Here is a 4406-nt window from a genome sequence, read left to right as displayed (position 1 = left end):
ATGCGGGCACCTCGGTCTGTCAGGTAAACCGAGGTGATGCAATCGCAGGCAAGCCAGCTCCCACATAAGCCAGCCCTTGGTCTTAGCTAGAGGGCCTTCTCGAAAATCTTCGAATTACGCTGATAGTTGTACAGCGAGGCCCGTGCCGACGGCAGGCGGTCCACGCTGCTCGGCACAAACCCGCGCTCGCGGAACCAGTGGGCGGTGCGCGTGGTGAGGACAAACAAAGTCTTCAAACCCTGGGCCCGCGCGCGGGTCTCGATGCGCTCCAGCAATACATCACCGCGTGCGCCGTGGCGATACTCCGGGTTGACTGCCAGGCACGCCAGCTCACCGGCATCCGAATCGGCGATCTGATACAACGCCGCACAAGCGATGATCATGCCTTCGCGCTCGACCACGCTGAACTGCTCGATCTCACGCTCCAACACCTCACGCGAACGCCGCACCAGAATGCCCTGCTCTTCCAGCGGGCTGATCAGGTCGAGCAAGCCACCGACGTCTTCAATCGCCGCTTCACGCACCAGTTCGAATTGCTCCTGGGCCACCAACGTGCCGCCACCGTCGCGGGTGAACAGCTCGGTGAGCAACGCGCCGTCTTCGGCATAACTGACGATATGGCTGCGCCCTACTCCGCCACGGCAAGCCTCGGCGGCGGCATCCAGCAACTCAGCCTGATAGTTGTTACCCAGCCGCTGCAGGTGCGCCGGCACTTGTTGCGGGCGCAACTCACGCACCAGGCGACCATGCTCATCGAGCAAACCGAGGTCGGCACCAAACAGCAGCAGCTTGTCGGCGCCCAGGTCGATGGCGGCGCGGGTGGCGACGTCTTCGCAGGCCAGGTTGAAGATCTCGCCGGTGGGCGAATAACCCAATGGCGACAGCAGCACGATGGACCGCTCGTCCAGCAGGCGATTGATGCCTTTGCGGTCGACCCGGCGCACTTCGCCGGTATGGTGGTAGTCCACGCCTTCGAGTACACCGATCGGGCGCGCTGTTACCAGATTGCCGCTGGCCACGCGCAAGCGCGAGCCCTGCATCGGCGACGAGGCCATGTCCATGGACAGCCGCGCCTCGATAGCAATGCGCAGATGCCCGACCGCGTCGATCACACATTCCAGGGTCGCCGCATCAGTGATGCGCAAACCTTCGTGGTAAGCCGGGGTGAGGCCGCGTGCTTCAAGGCGGGTTTCAATCTGCGGGCGCGAACCGTGCACCAGCACCAGCCGCACACCCAGGCTGTGGAGCAGCACCAGGTCGTGGACGATATTGCCGAAGTTAGGGTGATCCACGCCATCGCCGGGCAGCATGACCACAAAGGTGCAGTCGCGGTGGGCGTTGATGTAAGGCGAAGCGTGACGAAGCCAATTGACGTATTCGGGCATAAAACCTGGGCCTGTAATAAAAAGCAGCCAAAAAAGGATGAATCGTGAAAGCGCACAGCGGGCTGATGGTTATCGTCGGAACAGGCTTGGCGACACGCTCGCTCTCCTTCTATGTACGAATAGGCAGGGGTTAATTTATGCAGGTTTCAGGCAGTAATGCTCGATCAGTTCCCGCAATAGACGCACTGTAGGCGTCAAGCGTGACATTTCGAGGTACTCGCCCGGTTGGTGAGCACAGGCGATATCGCCAGGGCCGAGCACCAGGGTTTCACAACCAAGGCGCTGAAGATAAGGCGCTTCGGTGCCGAACGCTACTGCTTGCGCACGATGACCGGTCAATCGTTCCGCCACCCGCACCAGCTCGGCATCTTCGGCCTGCTCGAACGGCGGCACTTCGGGGAACAACGGTGCGTAGTCGATCTTGACTTTATGACGCTCCGCCAAGGGTTCGAGCTTCTGACGAATGGCGGCGCGCAGTACCTGCGGGTCCATGCCCGGCAACGGCCGCAGGTCGAATTCCAGCGAGCATTGGCCGCAGATGCGGTTGGGGTTGTCGCCACCGTGAATACAACCAAAGTTCATGGTCGGTTGCGGCACGCTGAATTGCGGGTTGCGGTACTCACGCTGCCAGGCCAGGCGCAGGCCACGCAGTTCGCCAATAGCGTCGTGCATGGCTTCAAGGGCGCTATGACCCAGGCTTGGGTCCGACGAATGGCCGCTTTGGCCCAGAATATCGATGCGCTCCATCATCACGCCTTTGTGCAGGCGGATCGGCTTGAGCCCCGTCGGCTCACCAATCACCGCCGCACGGCCCAACGGGCGCCCGGCCTCGGCCAGTGCACGAGCACCGGACATCGAGCTTTCTTCATCGCAGGTGGCGAGGATCAGCAAAGGTTGCTTGAACGGCTGATCCAGCAAGGGCAGCACGGCTTCGATGGCCAGGGCAAAAAAACCCTTCATGTCGCAGCTGCCCAAGCCTACCCAGCGGCCGTCGACTTCCGTCAGCTTAAGCGGATCGGTCTTCCACAGCGCGGCGTCATACGGCACGGTATCGCTATGCCCGGCCAGCACCAGCCCGCCGGGGCCACTGCCGAAACTGGCGAGCAAGTTGAACTTGCCGGGGCTGACTTGCTGGATATCGATGGCAAAACCCAGGTCGCCCAGCCAACTGGCGAGCAGATCGATGACCGGGCGGTTGGTCTGGTCGAGAGACGCTTGGGTGCAACTGACCGACGGCGCGGCAATCAGCGCGGCGAATTGCTCTTTCATGGACGGTAACGGCATGCGCAGCCTCTCAACTTCCCGGATGAGCCCCACTATAGAACCATCTGCACGACACAATAAACCGTTGCGGCACGTTGCCGGGCTCAGTCCTGTACACTGCACGACCTTGGCAGCCACACATTTCCCCGGCTGCGCTCCCGATCCTGGATTTTCCGGCCATGCAGAAAGAAACCGAAATCAAGCTCCGCGTCAGCCGCGAAACCCTCGCCGCGCTACGTGAGCACCCGCTACTGAAAAAACGCAACAAAAGTGGCTGGGAACGCCGTGAGTTGATGAACCAGTACTTCGACACCCCTGAACGCGACCTGGCCCAGGCCAAAGTCGCCCTGCGCCTGCGCAAGGACGGTGACGACATCATCCAGACCCTCAAGACCCGCGGCCAAAGCGTCGCCGGCTTGTCGGAACGCAATGAATACAACTGGGACCTGCCCAAAGCCAAGCTCGATGTGAAGAAACTCGACGGCGAGTGCTGGCCCGAGCAATTGGCCGAGCTGGACAAAAAGACCCTCAAGCCAATCTTCACCACCGATTTCGTGCGTGAGCGCGCCGAAATCGCCTGGGGCCGTGGCAAGGCCAAGGTGGTGATCGAAGCCGCCCTGGACCTGGGCCATGTGGTGGTCGGCAAGCAGAAAGAAGAAATCTGCGAGCTGGAACTGGAACTGCGCGAAGGTGAACCGGCTGCCCTGCTGGAACTGGCCGCCGAACTGGCCGCGACCCTGGCGCTGATGCCGTGCGATATCAGCAAGGCCGAGCGCGGCTACCGCCTGTACGACGCCAGCAGCTACTCGCTGAGCCTGCCGGCCCCGCAGATCCACGCCGAGATGCCGTTGGACGATGCCTTCGCCGCAATCATGTGGCACCTGTTGGGCAGCAGCCAGCGTCTGGCTGAGCAATACCGTTTCAACGGTCATTGGCGTCTGCTGCAGGACTGGGTCGAAAACCTCGGTGAGCTGCGCGCCCTGATCGGCAGCCTCGGCCAGGCCGCGCCGCGTCAATCCACCAGCGAACTGCGCAGTGCGCTGGACGCGTTGCTGGAAGACTGGCGCCCACTGGTGCAGGCCGGTGACGACGATGAAGACATCCGCAAGGCCGCGCCGGAACAGTTTGCCGAAGAACTTGAAGACGTGCGTTGGGGCCTGTTCTCGCTGAACACCTCGCGCTGGCTGCTGGCCCGCGCCTGGACCACCGACCGCAATGTGCGTGGCAACCGCCAGGGCGCCGCGCAAATCACCAACTGGCTGCCACGCCTGCTGGCTGACGACGCCGTCGCCCTGCAACTGCCGCGCTACCAGCAGCAACCGGAAGACCTGGCCGAGCAACTGCCGCGCATCGAGCGCATCCAGGCCTGGCTGCACCACGCACGTAACGTGGTGGACATCCCGGAACTGGACCGTTTGTACGGCGAACTGAACAAGTTGGCGCTGCTGGCCAACCAGCCGATCACCGATGAATCGCTGGATGCGCGCATGCATCAGGCGATTGCGGTGTATCAGAACCGGGCCTGGAAGACCCTGCTGCGCCTGTAAGATCGCTATCGCGGGCAAGCCCGCTCCCACAGGGGAATGCATTCCAATGTGGGAGCCGGGCTTGCCCGCGATGAGCATAGGTATCTACACAACTTCTGAAGGCAGCCGATTTCTCCTGTGGCGAGCAGGCTTATCCTGCGTTGGGCCGCGAAGCAGCCCCAAACCCAGACACTGAGTTCTTTCAGGAAAATTGCAGTGCCTTTACTGGGGC

3 protein-coding genes are annotated in these 4406 nt (G+C 62.1%); 1 reads left to right on the top strand and 2 read right to left on the bottom strand.

Annotated features, from left to right (window positions below):
- Positions 1-86: 86 nt before the first annotated feature.
- On the bottom strand, positions 87-1385 hold the full coding sequence (argA, locus tag FEM54_RS25625; protein ID WP_017139545.1) for an amino-acid N-acetyltransferase: 1299 nt from the start codon (positions 1383-1385) through the stop codon (positions 87-89).
- A 135-nt stretch (positions 1386-1520) separates the two neighbouring features.
- The gene (argE, locus tag FEM54_RS25620) at positions 1521-2669 is read right to left on the bottom strand and encodes an acetylornithine deacetylase (RefSeq protein ID WP_065931829.1); all 1149 of its coding nucleotides are present in this window, start codon (positions 2667-2669) and stop codon (positions 1521-1523) included.
- Positions 2670-2827: 158 nt separating this feature from the next.
- Between argE and FEM54_RS25615 the strand changes: the two genes are divergently transcribed.
- A complete protein-coding gene (locus FEM54_RS25615) occupies positions 2828-4195 on the top strand; it encodes a CYTH domain-containing protein (protein WP_138453563.1) in 1368 nt (455 codons plus the stop codon).
- The last annotated feature ends 211 nt before the right edge of the window (positions 4196-4406 follow it).

Origin of the sequence: Pseudomonas edaphica (assembly GCF_005863185.1) — a bacterium.
GTDB classification, from domain to species: Bacteria; Pseudomonadota; Gammaproteobacteria; order Pseudomonadales; family Pseudomonadaceae; genus Aquipseudomonas; species Aquipseudomonas edaphica.
Note: the sequence above shows the minus strand (reverse complement) of the source record. Positions and strands in the feature narration are given on the sequence as shown.

Excerpts from the sequence above, each read along its gene's own strand:
- argA (WP_017139545.1), bottom strand. The coding sequence starts at position 1,385 with ATGCCCGAATACGTCAATTGGCTTCGTCACGCTTCGCCTTACATCAAC.
- argE (WP_065931829.1), bottom strand. The coding sequence starts at position 2,669 with ATGCCGTTACCGTCCATGAAAGAGCAATTCGCCGCGCTGATTGCCGCG.
- FEM54_RS25615 (WP_138453563.1), top strand. The coding sequence starts at position 2,828 with ATGCAGAAAGAAACCGAAATCAAGCTCCGCGTCAGCCGCGAAACCCTC.